This window comes from Salinicoccus jeotgali (assembly GCF_055379195.1).
Genome location: NZ_AP043830.1, coordinates 2,014,083 through 2,030,271, shown reverse-complemented (window position 1 = coordinate 2,030,271; position 16,189 = coordinate 2,014,083). Strand labels below are relative to the sequence as shown.

The window sequence follows — 16,189 nt, the reverse complement described above, 5'->3', positions numbered from 1 at the left end:
ATTCTGGGTGTGACTTCATGACATGGGAGTCACTGACTCGACAGGTTTTATCTATAGGCAAGTTGATTCTGAATATTACAAAAATAATAGGAGGGTATCCATGTCGACTGTGGAACAGCTTTATACGGCTTACGCGACGAATGAACCATTGGAGCTTGGAACGCTTGAAATTGAATCCAGGGAGGAAGCTTACAGTATCCAGGATGAAGTGTTGAAGATGAAGGAGGAGAACGGGGAAATCCTCATGGGATATAAAATCAGCCTGACGAGTCAGGAGACCCGTGATCTGTTCGGCAGCGAGACGCCGCTCTACGGAGCAATGACTGATGTAACCGTGCGGAGGGGGATCAGTTTGAAGGATTATAATATACCATTGCTCGAGATGGAACTGGTGTTTCTGATCGATGAAGAAATCTTTCCGTCAGACTCCGCCGAAGAGATAATGAAGAAATGCCGGGTGGCCCCGGGTGCAGAGGTGCCGGATGGACGTTATAAGGATTGGTTCCCGAACACCAGCTTAACTGAGATCATTGCGGACGGCGCGGTGAACGGTGCAGTGATATATGGAGCACCAGCCCGTTATGGCTACGGTGATCTTGATGACATCAAAGGTGTCCTTCGGCGCGATGGGGAGATCCTGAAGGAGGGGTATTCCACTGAAGTGTTCGGTCATCCGGCCAAATCAGTAAAGTGGCTGGCGGAGTCTCTTGCTGGTAGGGGTAAGAAGCTTGTGCCCGGGATGTTCGTGTCTTCCGGCACTTTCAATCTGCCGGTGCCACTTAAGCATGGGCATTACGAAGTGGAATATGAAAATATAGGGAAAATGATTTTCGAAGTCACTGTGTGATGATTATATAACCAAACAAAAGGCATCCTGTGGTCAGTCCACAAGATGCCTTTTGTCATTTATAGTTTTACGACCCAGCCGAAAGGGTCTTCAATTCGTCCATATTGGATATCCGTCAAGTCATCATACAGCTCTTGGGCCGCCGGGCCAACCTGGTTATCGTTGACGATGTAGTCGACGCCATGGATGTTCAGCTTGCCTACTGGGGAAACGACGACTGCCGTACCTGCGCCAAAGACTTCTGTGATTCTGCCACTCTCCAAGTCTTCTGCAAGCGTATCGATATGGATGGCTTCTTCCTTGACTGTGTACCCTTTATATTCCGCCAATTGGATGATGGATTTCCGGGTGATGCCAGGGAGGATGGAGCCATTAAGTTTTGGAGTGATCAATTCGCCGTCACGGATGAAGAAGATATTCATGCTGCCGACCTCTTCAATATATTTCTGCTCGACGCCATCAAGCCATAGAACCTGCTCATACCCAAGTTCATTGGCCTTCTTCTGGGCAAGCAGGCTTCCTGCATAGTTTCCACTTGCTTTAGCGAAGCCGACACCGCCGCGCACAGCACGAACAAAGTCATCTTCGACATAGATGCTGGTTGGGCTGAGTTGGGCGCCATAGTAGCCGGCGACCGGGGACAGGATGATGTTGAACTGATATGTCTCCGATGGTCGGACACCAAGATACGGCTCATCCGCAAAGACAAATGGGCGGATATAAAGCGACTGGCCGGGACCATCGGGCACCCAATCACGCTCTAGCTTGATCAATTCGTAAAGGGCATTGAGCGCATTTTCTTCGTTGATTTCCGGCATCGACAGACGGGAGAGCGATTTATTCATCCGGCTGAAATTCTCATCCGGCCGAAAGAGCAGTACATCCTCTCCATTTTTGTAGGCTTTCAACCCTTCAAATACCGATTGGCCATAGTGGAGTGCCTGACAGCTAGGTGAAAGCTGCAGATTCTGATAAGGGAGTATGGAAGGTTCTGACCATCCATACTCAGGGGTATATTTGTTCGTGAACATGTAATCCGTGAATACTGTACCGAATTTCACCGTCGATACATCCGGTTTGTCCTTAAGGTTGTTGGCCCGTTCGATTTGCAGTGTCTGTGTCATTATAATTCCTCCCTTAATTGTTGAGCAGTAAGTGGTGTTGTGGGTTGTGCAGTGTTTTTAAACTTCTGTCTATAGATCGCTCTTACGTAGAGACCTCCAGTAGCAATTACCGGTATCAATCCGAGGATAAGTGATATTTCATAATTCATACCAAGCGTTTCCGGGGCGTAGAAGAAATAGGTCCCCACCACGCCTGTCATGAACAATGCAGGGATGCCAGCAATGAAATGGAATTTCCCTTCTTTGATCAAGTAAGCGGTGGCCACCCATAGCATCGTAGCTGCAACAGTCTGGTTCGTGAAACCAAGGTACCTCCACAGGAAGGAGTAGTCGATTGTAGCGAGCATGAATGCAGGGACCGCGACCAAGGCGGTCATCAGAAATAGTTTCATCTTACCTTCAAACTTCACGAATTGTCCAATCGCCTCAGTGAGCATCATGCGGGAAGAGCGGAGCGCAGTATCGCCGGTTGTGATCGGCAAGATGACTGCACCAAGGAATGCAAGGATAGCGCCCGATGTACCGAGGTAGCCGATTGAAATCGAGTCGATGACGCCAGCAGGACCACCATTGGCCAGCGCCGCGCCGAGCCCCTCCGTCCCACCGAAGAAAGTCATGCCGGCCGTAGCCCAGATGAGTGCGATGATGCCTTCTGCAATCATAGCACCGAAAAAGACTTTACGCCCTTCAGATTCTTTTCTGACCGTGCGCGCGATGATCGGGCTCTGGGTTGAATGGAATCCTGAAATTGCACCACAGGATATGGTGACCATCAGAAGCGGCCAAACGGGTAATGATTCCGGATGGGCCGTCTCAAACGTCAGATTGGGTACCTGTGCCCCCGAGAACAATAATCCGCCAAATACCGCAGCTGCCATGATGATCAACACTGCGCCAAAAATCGGGTAGATTCTGCCTATTATTTTATTTATCGGCAGGATGGTGGCTGTAAGGAAATAGGCGAAGATGACCACCAGCGCCACGAAGAACGGGATGGCTCCTCCAGTCTTGAGTGAAATCAATTCTGCTGGTCCTGCTGTAAACGCGGCTGCAACGAGAATCATCAGTGTCAAAGAGACGACATAAATGAAGACTTTAACCCCTTTGCCGAGATAACGTTCTACAAGTGCAGGGAATTGTGAGCCATTGTGGCGAATGCTCAGCATACCTGAAAAGTAATCATGGACCGCACCGGCGAATATACAGCCTACGACGATCCAGATCAATGCAACAGGTCCATACAATGCGCCGGCGACTGCCCCGAACACGGGACCAAGCCCCGCTATATTGAGAAGTTGGACGAGCCACCCTTTGATGGGATGCATTGGAATATAGTCGACACCATCGGCGCTTTTATAAGCAGGTGTTTCATTAGTATCATCAATAACAAATATCTTCTCAATAATCTTTCCATACACCATATAGCCGAGTATTAGAAGAAGAACTGAAAAAGTAAGTGTCCACATAATCGAATGCCTCCCTTTATTGGAAAATTGTTTACATCTTATCAGTTTCCAGAGGGAATAGCAACACTTTTTCAGATAATTTAGATTTCTCTTTTTAGCAGAGGAATTCAACAGAAAAATATAACCGAATCGTGTAGTAATACTGGGGGTGTATCCGGTTTTTAGAAGCATTCTACCCATGGTACACATTTTTCATGTAATCTGAAGAGGATAGTCCCATTTTGAACTATACCGATGAGCTGAGTAATGAAGGGGACGCAATATGATTGAAGGAGGAAATTATGAAGAAAATAAAATTATCTGTTGTTCCAGGAGATGGCATCGGAAATGAAGTGATGCCCCATGCCTTAGATATACTGGATGTAGTAGGGGAAATTCACGGTGGACTGGATTTTGAATATGAACATTTCGAATATGGATGCGACTATTATCTTAAGCATGGAAAAATGATGGCAGATGATGGGATGGAGCGCCTGGCTGAATCGGACAGTATCCTGCTTGGTGCAGTGGGCGATGCTTCCAAAGTGCCGGACCATATCTCTCTATGGGGACTGCTTTTGAAAATCCGGCAGGAATTCGAACTGGGAATCAACGTCAGGCCGGCAAAGGTATTTAAAGGGATCGATTCACCACTGTCTGATCCGGCGCATTTCGACCTGGTCATCGTGCGTGAAAATAGCGAGGGAGAGTATAGTTCTGTAGGCGGGCGCATGTACCGGGGAGATGATGAGATTGCGATTCAGAACAACGTCTTTTCAAAAAGGGCCACAAAACAGGCCATGGAATATGCATTCAAGCTTTCTGCAGGGAGGAGTCATCATGTAACGAGTGCGACGAAATCGAACGGCATATTTCATGCCATGCCTTTTTGGGATGAAGTGTTCAGCGAAACGTCAGCACAGTATGAAGGCATTACAACGTCCCAACAGCATATCGATGCACTGGCGGCTTCACTCGTCACCCATCCACAGCGCTACGATACTATAGTGGCCAGCAATCTATTCGGAGATATCCTCACCGATATCGGTGCAGCAATAATGGGGAGCATCGGCATCGCACCATCGGCTAACTTGAATTTGAACGGCAAGTTCCCGTCGATGTTCGAACCTGTCCATGGTTCTGCGCCAGACATCGCCGGGCAGGGCGTTGCCAATCCTATAGGTCAGATTTGGACGGTCAAAATGCTGCTGGATCACCACGGTGAGGAAGAGATGGGGTCTGTACTGCTCGATACGCTGGAAAGTGTCGCAGCAGAAAGAATTCTTACACCGGACGTAGGCGGAAATGCGACAACTGATGAAGTAGCAGGTGAGGTAATCAAAAGGTTGAAAAGGAAAGTCTAAAAGGATGGCTGTTATATCAGCCATCCTTTTTAAATTGAAATTGTAGAACCACTAGAGTTGTGGTACTATTCTGATTAATGAAGAACGGATTTATACGTTGTGCACCCGAGGAGGGGAAAATATGGACGACAGAAAAGAATTGAAATCGATACTGAAGGATTGGCGGCTGCACGCTGTTGTCCTCACCATTGTCTTGTTTACAGAATTAATCGGACAGATATCCATCCCCGTCGGCCCAGGAGCGATTCTGTTGTTGCCGATGCTCTATGCGTTGATTATCGGTTTTGGATTGTATTTCACTCCAGTGATTTCGAAAATTCAATCCATCAATGCCGAGCCTTTGATCGTCATGGGAGTGGGGGTGCTCATTGCTAAAATAGGGGTTATCATCGGTCCTCAGGCAAAAGAACTGATTGCGGTTGGTCCTGCCTTGCTGCTCCAGGAGTTCGGCAACCTCGGAACCATCCTAATTGCACTGCCTGTGGCAATATGGCTCGGCATGAAGCGGGAGAGCGTAGGGATGACCCACTCGATCGGCAGGGAGCCGAATGTCGGACTCATAATGGATCGATATGGTTTCAATTCGCCCGAAGGGCGCGGGGTCATGACGATGTACATATTCGGCACGGTGTTCGGGGCAATATTCCTTGGGTTGATTGCAGGTTTGTTGGCAACAGTGACGCCGATTCACCCATTGTCGTTTGCGCTCGCTTCAGGCGTCGGCAGTGGTAGTATGATGGCGGCCGGCAGCGGGACACTGATTGCTGCATACCCCGCATTGGAAGACCAGATAATCGCATTGGCTGGAGCAAGCAATCTGATATCTCTTGCTACTGGTCTCTATGTCAGCATGTTCATCGGACTCCCTCTTGCCAATAAAATCTATTCTGTGATGAACCGGGAAGAAACAGGGGGACGAAGCGAATGAAGAAGATCATCGATTGGACTTTAATACTATTGATATTTGCAGGAATAACCCTGCTCGGGAACATGATTGGATATGATATCTACTCATGGGGCGCAGTTCCTGGCATACTGGTCCTGATTTTGATTGCATTGGCGGGAATGATTATGGAAGAATATATCCCGGTCAATATTCCAGCAGTCGGTTATATCGCGCTAATCGGCATTATCATATCGCTTCCGGGGTTTCCCGGATCTGAACAGGTGGTTACTTGGACGAACGATATTGAACTGCTGGCCATCACTACTCCAATACTCGCTTATGCAGGCATCTCGATAGGACGCAACTGGGCCGATTTCGCAAAAATGGGATGGAAGTCTATTGTAGTGGCGATTTTGGTTTTCATAGGTACATTTCTCGGTTCTGCTTTAATTGCAGAAGTTGTGCTGAGGATACAAGGCATCATATAAAAAAAGGCATCATATAAAAATCACGCACCTCATCGAGGTGCGTGATTTCATTCTGTGGTAGAAGATATAAATTAGGTCAGATCAACTGTTTCAGCTTCTGTCTCGTCATCATTCATTATTTTAGCCGTTTCAATCTCTATTTCTATGGCTTGAAGATTATCATTGCCTTTTAACTTCTGATAAGTCTGCCCAATTTTAGCGAGTGTCTCGTCAACATCAGGTGTAACATCTTCAGGCAATTTGGCTTTACCTAAAATTTCCACAAAACGCTCGCTCTTGTCAGTGCTTTCTTCATAGCCGAGAAGGATATGAGCATAAGGGTTCTTTTCAAGATCCTCTATTTTGTAGGTATCTTTCGTTGTGTACGTATAGAGTGTAAGACCATCATTATAGAAAGTCATATAACGGCTCATAGGTTTGTCCTCACGTATTGTGGCCATCGTACCTATTTTGTTGGAATCGAATATTTCTTTCAGCTTATTGGTGAAATCTGTCTTATTCATGGATAAACCTCCAATTAATGATCATTCTCCATCCTTATACCCATCTACAGGAAATAATAATCACGGTTGATTGCTGATGCGCAATTAGTAGTATAAAAAAATTTATATGCTTCTATTCCCTTCATATATATACTGCAAAATATGGTATGATTGTCTGACAATCGTGAAAAAGATTTACATATTAAGGAATGATTCAATGGGAAAAGAAAAGCTTTGGACCAAAGATTTCATCATAGTCTTCATCTTCAATTTCTTCATCATGCTGGCGATGTTCCTGCTTATGGTGACGATAAGCGGCTACGCGGTAGAAGAGTTTAATGTGTCCACCAGTACAGCAGGACTCGTATCGGGTATTTTCATTGTTGGTTCGCTGGTCGGACGGATATTGACTGGTCATCAGCTCAGTCTGATCGGTGCAAGGAAAATCATGTTCATCGGTACGATCATGTTCATCATTACATATGGCTTGTACTTTGTTGCCGGGAATCTCACCTTGCTGCTGCTTGTGCGCTTCTTCAATGGTCTGGCTAATGGAGTTGCAACCACTGCAGTTGGGACCATTGCAGCGCTCGCCTTGCCGAAATCCCGGAGGGGCGAGGGTATCAGCTATTTCAGTCTGAGTTTTGTAATGGCGACCGCCCTTGGGCCTTTCATGGCCTTCTTCCTGCTCCAGTACATCACCTACCAGACGCTGTTCGTCATCGTCTTCACATTAGTGCTTGTCGCCAGCCTCTTTACAATCTTCATCAAGACGGATAATACGACGATAGACTTGTCCAAAGAGCCTAAGCCCAAATTCCAGTGGATTGATAGGAAAGCGATGCCGATTGGCATTGTGGTATTGCTCATCTGTATGGCATACTCCACGGTGCTGTCCTTCATTGCATTATTTGCAGAGGAACAGAATCTTGTTTCAGCTTCAAGCTACTTCTTCCTGGTCTATGCACTGATCATATTGGTTACCCGCCCTGTGACTGGAAGGATCATGGACCAGGTTGGCGCCAATATCGTCACCTATCCGGCTTTTATAGTGTTGGCGATAGGGTATCTTACACTCGGTCAGACTACTTCCGGCTTGATGCTGCTGGTATCCGGCGTGCTGATTGGGTTTGGTTATGGAAATCTCCAATCGATTACACAGGCACTCTGCATTAAAGTGGCAGATGCCAAAGACGTTGGCCTCGCGACGTCTACTTATTTCATTGCACTGGATTTCGGTCTAGGGGTAGGATCCTACATCCTTGGTGGTTTTGTACCGATGATTGGCTACCATGGCCTGTATAGCATGATGGCCTTGCTTGTCCTGGCCGGAGTGGTAGTATACTACTTCGTATATGGCCGATATGAGAGAAGGGGTGCAAGACCTTAATCATGATGCAAAAGAGATGATCAAGTAAGCATCAATCATAAAAGCGCAGCAGCGAACATTACAAGAAAAGACTTCATGTTGTATTTTCCTCACCCATTGTATTTCCTGTGGTATGGTTTTTACTCCGATATTCGGATTGTGGCCATAGAAAAGCCGCTTATGCCAATCAGCATAAGCGGCTTATTTATATTGAAATGATTATACCTTCTGGGGCGTTGCCAACCAGTTTTCGGCCCATTTCTGCAATTCATCCATGAAGGGCTCCATTGCATATCCTTTTTCTGTAAGGATATATTCTATCCGCACCGGGGTTTCCGGGTAGACTTCTCTTTTGACCAGACCCTCTTTCTCAAGCGTCTTGAGACGTTCCGAGAGGACACGCCCACTGACACCGATGGAAGACTCGAGGTGGCAGAAACGCTTCGGCCCTTCGAGCAGCTGGTAGATGATGAGTCCTGTCCATCTCTGACCGAGAATACCCATGGCGCTTTCAAACTTTGGACAGATCGAATAATCCATATCATCACTCCTTGAGAGCCAGTATAACTCTTTTTGGGCGTGCATCACAACTAAACGAACCGTACTTGAATATAAACAATGCATAAGCGCATTATAATGATTGGATGTGTCCTTGCACTTGATGAATGCCTTCTATATATTGGAGTGTAGAAGAGAAAGTGGGTAGGTGACTTATGGTAACTGTAGAAAAAGCACTGAATAATAATGTGGTGATCGGCAGAGATGAGTTCGAAGAGGTCGTGTTGATCGGCAGAGGTATCGGCTTTGGCAAAAAAATGGGTGATGCGCTTGATATCGAAGATGCGGATAAGATATATAAACTAGAAGGGCAGCAGGATACAAGTCGCTATCAGACACTGCTGACGATGGCAGATGAAAAACTGTTCCAATCAACGCTTGAAGCAATCGAATTGATTGATGATATGACAACGATGACCATCAACAACCGCATACTGCTTTCCTTGACGGACCATCTGCTTTTCGCGATGAAACGGCTTGAAGAAGGGATTGATATCACCAATCCGTTCGTCAACGAAACGAAAGCGCTCTATCCGAAGGAATACCATATCGCTGAAGCGGTTGTCGATATGTTTGATAAAAAGTATGGCATCAGGCTACCAGAAGCGGAGACTGGGTTCATTGCCCTTCATGTTCACTCATCTCTTTATAACCGCTCACTCAGGGACATGAACCTTCTGTCCGAGGTCGTCCATCAGGCAATCGTCATCATAGAACAGGGACTGCGCACTGAAATCGATCAGTCATCTATCCAATATGACCGTTTTGTAAGACATATCAGCTTTTGTGTGCAGCGTGTAATGAATGGTGAGAGTGTACCCTCCCAAGATCATTTTGACTCATTGTTGAAAACTGAATACCCAACGTGCTATAATATAGCTGTAAAAATCGTGAAGATGATACAGAATAAATTGCAGCGGAAAGTCTATGATTCTGAAGTCGTTTATCTTACCATGCATATACAACATTTCAATCATTATTCCAAATAGACGTGTTACCGTAAGGGCATGAGTCTACAAGGGATGGTTTATTCAACCATGCTTTGTAAACTTATGCCTTTTTTCTGCTGATTCTTCACCTTACAAATAAACATATTCAAAAAGGAGGACATTATGTTCAAAAAACTATTTGGACAGCTTCAGCGTATCGGTAAAGCCTTGATGCTACCGGTCGCGATTCTACCGGCCGCCGGGTTGATGCTCGGAATCGGTGCCGCTATGCAGACTGAAGCGATGGTCGACCTGCTGCCATTTTTGGAAGCGGGATGGATCGTTGCCCTATCCAACATGCTGCAGGCAGCGGGTGGCGTTGTTTTTGATAACCTGGCATTACTATTTGCACTTGGTGTAGCAGTCGGACTTGCGAAAGGTGACGGCGTCGCAGCTGTTGCAGCTTTTGTCGGCTACATGATAATGAACGTGACGATGGGTCAGATTGCCCAGGTCACGCCTGAAATGGCAGCCGAAAATCCAGCATACGCAGACGTGCTCGGCATCCCGACCATACAGACTGGGGTGTTCGGTGGTATCATCATCGGTGTGATTGCCGCATGGGCCTACAACAGATACTACAACATCAATCTGCCGGATTTCCTTGGCTTCTTTGCCGGCAAACGTTTTGTGCCGATTGTCACCGCAGTATTCTCCTTCCTGATAGGGCTGTTGATGTTCATCGTCTGGCCACCTATCCAAGAAGGCATGAACTCGGTATCCCTTTGGTTGATGGAGGAAAACACTGCCATAGGCGTGTTTGCATTTGGTATGATCAAGCGGCTCCTCATTCCATTCGGACTGCACCACATATTCCACGCACCGTTCTGGTTTGAATTTGGTACGTACACGAACGTGGCCGGGGACATTGTGCGCGGTGACTTGAACATCTTCTTCGCCCAACTGCGCGATGGCGTGGAATTGACGGCCGGCAACTTCATGCAGGGTGAATTCCCAGTCATGATGTTCGGTCTGCCTGCTGCAGCTCTGGCGATGTATCACACAGCGCGTCCGGAGCGTAAGAAATATGTTGCAGGTATCATGATTTCAGCAGCGCTTACAAGTTTCTTGACAGGAATTACAGAACCACTGGAATTCTCATTCCTTTTTGTAGCACCATTATTGTATGTCATCCATGCAGTATTGGATGGACTCAGCTTCCTTATACTGTTCATGCTTGATTTGCATCTCGGATATACATTCTCAGGCGGCTTCATCGACTTCTTCCTGTTCGGCATCCTTCAGAACCGTACAGAATGGTGGTGGGTGATCGTTGTGGGACTGGTTTACGCTGTCATCTATTACACAGTGTTCAGAGTCCTGATTCAAGCACTCAACTTTAAGACACCAGGACGCGAAGACGATAGTGCAGAAGTCACAACTTCCACAGCGCAGGAACTGCCATTCAGTGTGCTGACAGCAATGGGTGGCGAAGAGAATATCAAACATCTCGACGCCTGCATCACGCGACTGCGTGTAGAAGTGTCCGATACGGCTGCGGTAGATGAAAGTAAACTCAAGTCACTCGGAGCCTCAGGCGTGATGAAGGTCGGCAATAACATGCAGGCAATCTTCGGACCTAAATCCGATCAGATCAGGAATGACATGCAGCGCATCATCGCCGGAGAAATCACTTCCCCGGCCGAAACGACCGTCACGGATTCCACAGCGGAAGAAGTGGAAGCGGCAGCCGGCGAGGAAATGATGCAGGATAATGATAAAGATATCTATTCTCCAATAGAAGGTGAAGCAGTTGAACTATCTGAAGTTCCGGATCAGGTGTTCAGTGAGAAGATGATGGGTGATGGTATCGCAGTCAAGCCAACAGACGGTATCGTCCGTGCACCATTCGATGGTGAAGTAGTGACGGACTTCCCTACCAAACATGCACTTGGACTCAAGAACGCGGGCGGACTTGAACTGCTTGTCCATTTCGGCCTTGATACCGTGAATCTAAAAGGTGAAGGTTTTGACCTCAAAGTGAAGACTGGAGACGAAATCAAAAAAGGTGATGTGCTTATGGAAGTGGATCTCGAGTATATAAGGGAACACGCAAAGAGTGACATCACTCCGATCATAATCACAGGACCAGCAGGCGTTGAAATCGCAGCGAGAGAGCTCGGTCCAGTAACCAATGAAGATGTCATTATCAACGTCAAATAACAATATGGGGGACGGCTCATGCCGTCCCCTTTTTTTATTGTCTGGAATTGTCAGCCACATTGATATCGTTTACAATTGAAGAGATAAAATTTTCAGAAAAAGGGGTGCAGAGCATGATTTCATTTCCAAAACCGGCAGTAGAACAATTCTTTTCTTCCTACAACATCAATAATTTTACGGTGAGTCCCGATGGAGAGAGGGTGCTTTTCAGTACGAACATCGATGGTAAAGTGAATATCTGGGCCATGGATCAGCCGGATACATATCCCTATCTTTTCGGAAAAAAGGATGAAGCGGTCAGTTTCATCAAGTTCGATCCAAAGAACCGCTATGTTCTGGCTGGATACGATAATGATGGAGATGAGAACTTTCAAATCTATGCGCTAAGTCCAAAGGGCGGTCTGCCTAAGCCGCTGGTCACTGGTGAACCGGATGAAAAATTCTTTTTCTCAAAGACATCGAGAGACGGCGATAGGATATACTACGGAACTTCCAAAGGAAATGAGAATTACTTGAATACAGAGGTATATGATCTGAAAAATGGAGAGACCCGGATCTTGCACGAAGGGGAGGGTGCCCCCACCTATCTTGTAGATATATCAGATGATGAGACCAACAGTGCCTATCTTCAGGTGCTGTCCAATACGTATATGCTCGGCTTCATCAAAACACCGGCGGGCATCGATTATATTACGCCTGATGAAACCGTTGTACAAACCGTCAGTGGGATGACATTCGTGAAGGATGACGAAGTATGGTTTGCTACCAACTACGGCAGTGAATACACTTATCTGGCCAAATATAATTTAACGGATAAAGTATTTTCGAAAGTGATGGACTTCGGCAATGAATCCGTATCAGGCCTGCAGTTCGACAGGCACCACAACATGCTGTACATCAATACAGAGCGAGGGGTTTCAGACTGGCTTTATTACTACGATCTGAACCATGATATGTCAGATGAAATCAAAGTGCCTTTTGATGTCGTGCGTCAACTCGCCGTCACAAAGGACGGTACACTATACGCCCTTGGAGGCAGCGCCACAGAACCTTTCAACATCTGGAAATATAATAAGGAAAAATGGAGTGCGCTGACAAAAAACCGTGTGCCGGGGGTCACCGCAAGAGATATGGTAGAACCTGAAAGCATCTTTTACGAATCTTTCGACGGCCTCGAAATAGAAGCGCTGCTATTTCGGGCGAAGGGAGGAAACCATAACGGTTATACGATATTTTGGCCCCATGGAGGACCTCAGGCAGCAGAACGCAAATCTTATCGTGCGATGTTCCAGATGCTGCTTAACAGGGGATATAACATATTCTGTCCCAACTTCAGGGGCAGCACCGGTTATGGTGCCTCGTTCGTAACATACGTCGAACAGGACTGGGGAGAAGGGCCCCGGCTGGACAATATAGAAGCAATCAAATGGTTGTTTGATAATGGAGTTTCTTCACCCGACACACTCTTCCTTGTCGGTGGCAGCTACGGAGGTTATATGGCGCTTCTGCTTCATGGCAGGCATCCTGAGTATTTTAAGGCTGTAGTCGATATATTCGGAGTGTCCAACCTGTTTACGTTCTATAACTCAGTGCCGGAGCACTGGAAACCGATCATGAAGCGTTGGATAGGAGATCCCGAGCAGGATAAGGAACGATTCGAAAGAGATTCACCGATCACTTACCTCGATACGATGTCACGTCCAATGCTTGTCATTCAAGGGGCTAAGGACCCGCGCGTCGTTAAAGAGGAGTCCGATCAGATTGTAGAAAAGCTGCGTGATGCAGGGAGGGACGTCGAATACCTCGTCCTAGATGATGAAGGTCATGGTTTTTCTAAAAAAGCCAACGAAATAAAGGTCTATAAAACGATGTTGCGATTTTTGGAGTCGCATCAATGAGATTTGCTTTTCTACGACAGGGAAAATATTTTTAGCTAGATAAGAAAGTGTGCATTTAAATTAATAAAACAAAAAACACCCCGTAGTGAGGTCATTGACCTGACTACGGGGTGTTCCTAATTAATGGATAAAGTTATGGCTCGCAACATTGCTTGCACTGACGGTTCTGGTTGTTTTATTTCCAACGCCGCCGGACCAGTTCATTTCTGAAACCACGATTGAGCCATCAGCGTTCACCGCTTCTACAACAGCCACGTGGCCAAAGGAATACGAGCCGTTTTGGAAAGCAGCAGATTGCATGATTGCCCCTACGGACGGAGTGTTGTTGACCTGTAGGCCTTCGCTACGTGCAGCACTCGCCCAATTTTTTGCATCGCCCCATGAATTGCTGACAGATGCGCCCATTTCTTTACGTCTTTCGAAGACATACCATGTGCAGTCTCCAGTCATATAGTAGTTGCTGCCGTATGAACCGGACGCAACTGAAGGTGCTGGGGCCTGTGGAGCCGGAGCTTGGACTTGAGTTGTTTCTTGTGAATTTACGTTCTGAGTCGCAACTTCATTATTGCTAGTATTTTCAACTACTGCAGGCGTTTCTTGAGATGATTGATTTACATTTTGGTTGTTTTCATTAGCAGATTGTTGAACATCTTCTGTTCTATTCTGATTTGAAGTTTGGGCAACATTAGATGATTCTTGCTCATTATTTTGATTTGCAGGCTGGGTTGCGGCTTGCTTCGGCTCAACCTGTTGGTTTGCATTATCTGACTGAGTTGCCTGAACTTCGGTATTGTCCTGGCTTTGTTCAACAACAGCAGGTGCTTCGGTTTCATTATTTTGGTTTGATTGCTGGGCTTCAGTTTTCTCTGAGTCGGCTTGTTGATTGGTTGTGTCAGCCTGAGCCTGTGTGTCCGCTGAATTATTTTGTGTTGCTGCTTCTGCCACAACAGGTGCTTTTTGTTCAGCTGGAACGGCGTCTGCAGAAACAATCAGCGTTTTGCCTGCATAGATCATATCAGAAGACAAGTTGTTCCATGTCTTGATCTGTTTATAATCGACATTGAATTTCTGGCCGATTTTATAAAGCGTGTCTCCACTTTTAATTGTATATATGCCTTGATTCTCTTCTTTAACGTGGGTTTCTTCCTTTTCCTCATCCACTTCAAGAACTTCGCCAGGGACGATCAGGTCACTGGAAAGGTTGTTCATCTCTTTTAGATTTGATACGGAAGTGCCGTTTTCGTTAGCAAGTCCCCACAGTGTATCGCCGCTCTCAACGGTGTAGTCCGCGGCCGAAACATTATGTGATGCAACTCCTGTGAGTGTAGTAACTGTCGCAATTGATAGCAATGTTTTTTTCATGATAAGATAAACTCTCCTTGAAATTTTTTTCGTCCACGACTAAAACTGTTTCTTAATTGAGGTGTATTTATATGTATCATTGAAATATATCCAAGATGGAACGGTTAAAGATTCATGACGATTCACAAGTAGAAAGTCTATCATGAATTGTAGCTTTATTGTTAAATGTCATAGATATGTAACTAGAAAGAAAAACTTGAAATATAATGTAATATCTATATATTGGTCCATATGATAGTGGAGACAACAAAAAAAGTTATTAGGCCATCTCGATTCGGGTATTGTTTAAAAAGGGGGGAGGGCCATGGCACGAAACAAGGGAAGACAGGACGGGCCGCAGTATCCACTACAGAAGAACGAGTACTGGTACACTTTCTTGTTCGATATGTTTTTGGAATCACTCGGTCTCATCCTACGTCTCATTGGAAAAGTATTCAGCATGCTGTAGAGGGTGAAATTATGCATATTGCGGTTGCGGTAAGTACAGGGATTTTATTTTTATTGCTGATCGGCATCGGTTTTGACAATTGGCCGATCGGCATCGGCGCAGGATTGTTCTTTGCGGTGACGAACTATCTGATGTTCAGGCAACAAGGGAATGGGAAATGAATCCAGCAGAAAATGTCTGGATTCATTTTTTAATCATCATATGCATACACAAAATGAAAAACTAGCTTGAGTGTATACAATACAATTTGAAGGCTTTTGTAAGAAAGGTAATATATAGTATGAATCGCAAGACCAAGAAGATGTCATCTATTTATGACGAAAGAAATAGCCAGGCCTTTATGACCTGGCTTTTTAAAATTGACTTTAATACCTATATGGGGTATAATTTAACTATAATGAATAGGACGTGATCACTATGGGTGAACATATGCATGACTACACCGTCGTTCCAAGGACGGACGAAGAAAAGACGAAGACGCTTAACCGCCTCAAGCGGATTGAAGGACAAGTGCGCGGTATCCAGAAGATGGTCGAGGAAGATCGGTACTGTGTCGACATATTGGTCCAGATCAGTGCCATCCAGTCAGCGCTTAAAAATGTTGGATATTCAGTGACGGAACGTCATATGAACCATTGCGTGACAGATGCGATCAACAAAGGAGAGGGAGAGGAATCAATCAAAGAATTGATGACTGTCCTTAAACAATTTTCAAAATAGGGGGTGACAGACGTTGAATAATGAGAAACATGTCGAATTGAACGTA

General features: G+C 45.9%; 16 protein-coding genes. 11 read left to right on the top strand and 5 right to left on the bottom strand.

The features are described from left to right. The first annotated feature begins 100 nt into the window (after window positions 1–100). Window positions 101–847 carry a 2-keto-4-pentenoate hydratase gene (locus ACZ43I_RS10470; RefSeq protein WP_344700879.1) on the top strand — a complete coding sequence of 249 codons (747 nt, stop codon included), beginning with the start codon at window positions 101–103 and terminating at the stop codon, window positions 845–847. Window positions 848–906: 59 nt separating this feature from the next. Here ACZ43I_RS10470 and ACZ43I_RS10465 read toward each other — a convergent pair whose 3' ends face one another. Together ACZ43I_RS10465 and ACZ43I_RS10460 are read right to left on the bottom strand one after the other, a co-directional pair. Further along, window positions 907–1,971, bottom strand: a complete 1,065-nt coding sequence (locus ACZ43I_RS10465) for a branched-chain amino acid aminotransferase (RefSeq protein ID WP_344700878.1) — start codon at window positions 1,969–1,971, stop codon at window positions 907–909. Further along, window positions 1,971–3,437: a carbon starvation CstA family protein gene (locus ACZ43I_RS10460; protein ID WP_344700877.1), complete on the bottom strand. Its 1,467-nt coding sequence runs from the start codon at window positions 3,435–3,437 to the stop codon at window positions 1,971–1,973. The genes ACZ43I_RS10465 and ACZ43I_RS10460 overlap by 1 nt, the downstream gene beginning before the upstream one ends. Before the next feature lie 281 nt (window positions 3,438–3,718). Between ACZ43I_RS10460 and ACZ43I_RS10455 the strand changes: the two genes are divergently transcribed. From ACZ43I_RS10455 to ACZ43I_RS10445, 3 genes are all read left to right on the top strand, one after another. Continuing rightward, window positions 3,719–4,780 carry a tartrate dehydrogenase gene (locus ACZ43I_RS10455; protein ID WP_344700876.1) on the top strand — a complete coding sequence of 354 codons (1,062 nt, stop codon included), beginning with the start codon at window positions 3,719–3,721 and terminating at the stop codon, window positions 4,778–4,780. Window positions 4,781–4,901: 121 nt separating this feature from the next. After that, window positions 4,902–5,708 carry a DUF3100 domain-containing protein gene (locus ACZ43I_RS10450; RefSeq protein ID WP_344700875.1) on the top strand — a complete coding sequence of 269 codons (807 nt, stop codon included), beginning with the start codon at window positions 4,902–4,904 and terminating at the stop codon, window positions 5,706–5,708. Continuing rightward, window positions 5,705–6,154, top strand: coding sequence for a hypothetical protein (locus tag ACZ43I_RS10445; protein WP_344700874.1), 450 nt, complete (start codon window positions 5,705–5,707; stop codon window positions 6,152–6,154). The genes ACZ43I_RS10450 and ACZ43I_RS10445 overlap by 4 nt, the downstream gene beginning before the upstream one ends. 71 nt (window positions 6,155–6,225) lie before the next feature. On the opposite strand, the gene ACZ43I_RS10440 is transcribed toward ACZ43I_RS10445, so the two are convergent. Further along, a complete protein-coding gene (locus ACZ43I_RS10440) occupies window positions 6,226–6,657 on the bottom strand; it encodes a pyridoxamine 5'-phosphate oxidase family protein (RefSeq protein WP_344700873.1) in 432 nt (143 codons plus the stop codon). 196 nt (window positions 6,658–6,853) lie between these two features. Here ACZ43I_RS10440 and ACZ43I_RS10435 point away from each other — a divergent pair, with 196 nt between their 5' ends. Further along, on the top strand, window positions 6,854–8,026 hold the full coding sequence (locus ACZ43I_RS10435; protein WP_344700872.1) for an MFS transporter: 1,173 nt from the start codon (window positions 6,854–6,856) through the stop codon (window positions 8,024–8,026). A gap of 198 nt (window positions 8,027–8,224) precedes the next feature. Here ACZ43I_RS10435 and ACZ43I_RS10430 read toward each other — a convergent pair whose 3' ends face one another. After that, a complete protein-coding gene (locus ACZ43I_RS10430) occupies window positions 8,225–8,545 on the bottom strand; it encodes a winged helix-turn-helix transcriptional regulator (RefSeq protein ID WP_344700871.1) in 321 nt (106 codons plus the stop codon). Window positions 8,546–8,718: 173 nt separating this feature from the next. On the opposite strand from ACZ43I_RS10430, the gene glcT reads away from it, so the two are divergent. The 3 genes from glcT to ACZ43I_RS10415 all read left to right on the top strand — a co-directional run bounded on the left by glcT (window position 8,719) and on the right by ACZ43I_RS10415 (window position 13,613). After that, window positions 8,719–9,552 carry a glucose PTS transporter transcription antiterminator GlcT gene (gene glcT, locus ACZ43I_RS10425; RefSeq protein ID WP_344700870.1) on the top strand — a complete coding sequence of 278 codons (834 nt, stop codon included), beginning with the start codon at window positions 8,719–8,721 and terminating at the stop codon, window positions 9,550–9,552. A gap of 123 nt (window positions 9,553–9,675) precedes the next feature. Further along, complete coding sequence (gene ptsG, locus ACZ43I_RS10420) at window positions 9,676–11,715, top strand: glucose-specific PTS transporter subunit IIBC (protein WP_344700869.1); 2,040 nt, start codon at window positions 9,676–9,678, stop codon at window positions 11,713–11,715. A gap of 113 nt (window positions 11,716–11,828) precedes the next feature. Beyond that, on the top strand, window positions 11,829–13,613 hold the full coding sequence (locus ACZ43I_RS10415) for a S9 family peptidase (RefSeq protein WP_344700868.1): 1,785 nt from the start codon (window positions 11,829–11,831) through the stop codon (window positions 13,611–13,613). A 120-nt stretch (window positions 13,614–13,733) separates the two neighbouring features. On the opposite strand, the gene ACZ43I_RS10410 is transcribed toward ACZ43I_RS10415, so the two are convergent. Next, entirely contained in the window at window positions 13,734–14,975 is a 1,242-nt protein-coding gene (locus ACZ43I_RS10410; RefSeq protein WP_344700867.1) for a LysM peptidoglycan-binding domain-containing protein, read from the bottom strand. A gap of 304 nt (window positions 14,976–15,279) precedes the next feature. Here ACZ43I_RS10410 and ACZ43I_RS10405 point away from each other — a divergent pair, with 304 nt between their 5' ends. The 3 genes from ACZ43I_RS10405 (at window position 15,280) to ACZ43I_RS10395 (ending at window position 16,143) form a co-directional block, all read left to right on the top strand. Further along, window positions 15,280–15,423 (top strand): hypothetical protein, encoded by a 144-nt coding sequence (locus ACZ43I_RS10405; protein WP_344700866.1) that lies wholly within the window; start codon window positions 15,280–15,282, stop codon window positions 15,421–15,423. Between the two features lie 11 nt (window positions 15,424–15,434). Further along, window positions 15,435–15,584: a hypothetical protein gene (locus ACZ43I_RS10400; protein ID WP_344700865.1), complete on the top strand. Its 150-nt coding sequence runs from the start codon at window positions 15,435–15,437 to the stop codon at window positions 15,582–15,584. A 256-nt stretch (window positions 15,585–15,840) separates the two neighbouring features. Beyond that, the gene (locus ACZ43I_RS10395) at window positions 15,841–16,143 is read left to right on the top strand and encodes a metal-sensing transcriptional repressor (protein WP_344700864.1); all 303 of its coding nucleotides are present in this window, start codon (window positions 15,841–15,843) and stop codon (window positions 16,141–16,143) included. Window positions 16,144–16,189 lie beyond the last annotated feature (46 nt).

Bases quoted from the DNA above. Each gene is read 5' to 3' on its own strand.
- ACZ43I_RS10415 (WP_344700868.1), top strand. From the start codon at position 11,829: ATGATTTCATTTCCAAAACCGGCAGTAGAACAATTCTTTTCTTCCTAC.
- ACZ43I_RS10405 (WP_344700866.1), top strand. From the start codon at position 15,280: ATGGCACGAAACAAGGGAAGACAGGACGGGCCGCAGTATCCACTACAG.
- ACZ43I_RS10430 (WP_344700871.1), bottom strand. From the start codon at position 8,545: ATGGATTATTCGATCTGTCCAAAGTTTGAAAGCGCCATGGGTATTCTC.
- ACZ43I_RS10455 (WP_344700876.1), top strand. From the start codon at position 3,719: ATGAAGAAAATAAAATTATCTGTTGTTCCAGGAGATGGCATCGGAAAT.
- ACZ43I_RS10395 (WP_344700864.1), top strand. From the start codon at position 15,841: ATGGGTGAACATATGCATGACTACACCGTCGTTCCAAGGACGGACGAA.
- glcT (WP_344700870.1), top strand. From the start codon at position 8,719: ATGGTAACTGTAGAAAAAGCACTGAATAATAATGTGGTGATCGGCAGA.
- ACZ43I_RS10435 (WP_344700872.1), top strand. From the start codon at position 6,854: ATGGGAAAAGAAAAGCTTTGGACCAAAGATTTCATCATAGTCTTCATC.
- ACZ43I_RS10445 (WP_344700874.1), top strand. From the start codon at position 5,705: ATGAAGAAGATCATCGATTGGACTTTAATACTATTGATATTTGCAGGA.
- ACZ43I_RS10400 (WP_344700865.1), top strand. From the start codon at position 15,435: ATGCATATTGCGGTTGCGGTAAGTACAGGGATTTTATTTTTATTGCTG.
- ptsG (WP_344700869.1), top strand. From the start codon at position 9,676: ATGTTCAAAAAACTATTTGGACAGCTTCAGCGTATCGGTAAAGCCTTG.
- ACZ43I_RS10440 (WP_344700873.1), bottom strand. From the start codon at position 6,657: ATGAATAAGACAGATTTCACCAATAAGCTGAAAGAAATATTCGATTCC.
- ACZ43I_RS10460 (WP_344700877.1), bottom strand. From the start codon at position 3,437: ATGTGGACACTTACTTTTTCAGTTCTTCTTCTAATACTCGGCTATATG.
- ACZ43I_RS10470 (WP_344700879.1), top strand. From the start codon at position 101: ATGTCGACTGTGGAACAGCTTTATACGGCTTACGCGACGAATGAACCA.
- ACZ43I_RS10410 (WP_344700867.1), bottom strand. From the start codon at position 14,975: ATGAAAAAAACATTGCTATCAATTGCGACAGTTACTACACTCACAGGA.
- ACZ43I_RS10450 (WP_344700875.1), top strand. From the start codon at position 4,902: ATGGACGACAGAAAAGAATTGAAATCGATACTGAAGGATTGGCGGCTG.
- ACZ43I_RS10465 (WP_344700878.1), bottom strand. From the start codon at position 1,971: ATGACACAGACACTGCAAATCGAACGGGCCAACAACCTTAAGGACAAA.